This is a genomic window from Mycobacterium sp. ENV421, from assembly GCF_002887815.1.
Taxonomy (GTDB): domain Bacteria; phylum Actinomycetota; class Actinomycetes; order Mycobacteriales; family Mycobacteriaceae; genus Mycobacterium.
Genome location: NZ_PDHO01000134.1, coordinates 1 through 1,050, shown reverse-complemented (window position 1 = coordinate 1,050; position 1,050 = coordinate 1). Strand labels below are relative to the sequence as shown.

Genomic DNA, 1,050 nt, shown 5'->3' with positions numbered 1-1,050 from the left:
CATGTTTCACCACAGAATGCACTGACCTGCGGTGACGCCAAAGTTAACGGCATTGGCATCAAACCCGGGGTGATTCAAGAACCGTTCGATCTTGCCGCGTCCTTGCGGGCGCCCGGGTGTCGAGTGCACCAGCCGAACACCGAGTTTGGCGCATGCCCGCAGCAGCCACGCATCAACGAACGCCGAGCCGTTATCGACATAGACCGACGCGGGCACGCCGCGGGCGGCCAACGCCGGTTTCAGTGCGGCGGCCAGGCGCACGGTGTCTTCGGCGAACCCGAACCGGTGCCCGGCCACCAGCCGGGAGTGATCGTCGAGGAACGCGAACAGGTAGGTTTTGCGATCCCCGACCCGGGGGCCGTGCAGGGCGTCGCCGACCCACAGTTCATTGGGGTCAGCCGCTTCGAACCGGCCGAACACCTCCCCGGCCTGCCCGGCGGTCGGGCCCATCAGCTCGCAGCGGTGGAAATGGCGCAGCAGGGTCGATTCCGAGGGTGCCCATCCGGTGGCGGTGCGCAGGATCCGGGCCACCTGTGCGGCGGTGCGGGTCGGGTTCTCCCGTTTCAGCGACGCGGCCAGCTCGAGCACCCCGGTGTCGGTGCGGGTAGCCAGCCGCCGTGGTTCGGGCACCAGCGCTTCGAACCCGCCGGCCCGGTAGCGGCGGATCCAGCGGTCCAGGGTCGGTCGTGCGATCTGCACCCGGGCGCCGAACGGGTCGAGACGGATACGTTCGGCGATCTCGCGGACCAGCCGGCCGCGCTGCTTGGTCGACAACCCGTCGGCCAGGGCGGGGCAGATCAACTGATAGCGAAACAACCCGATCGCCTGGGCCCGCTCCCGACGTTTGTGCTCTTCCAACGACACCGTTTCTCCTCACATTCGAAGGCCCTGCCCGAAACCGTTTGTCGGGCAGGTGCCCTCGCGAGGATCACCGATTCCCACATGGCGCATCAGGGGCAACTGGTGTTGCGAACGGGCGGCTACCCCGGATTTTGCGTGGTAGGTGGCGCGAGTGGGTTTTGATGCTGAGTTGGGTTGCCGGGTGATGAT

1 pseudogene is annotated in these 1,050 nt (G+C 67.0%); it reads right to left on the bottom strand.

The window, feature by feature from the left end:
* Positions 1 to 78: 78 nt before the first annotated feature.
* A pseudogene (locus tag CRM90_RS30020) lies at positions 79 to 864 on the bottom strand (DDE-type integrase/transposase/recombinase); the annotation flags it as partial.
* Positions 865 to 1,050: the final 186 nt, after the last annotated feature.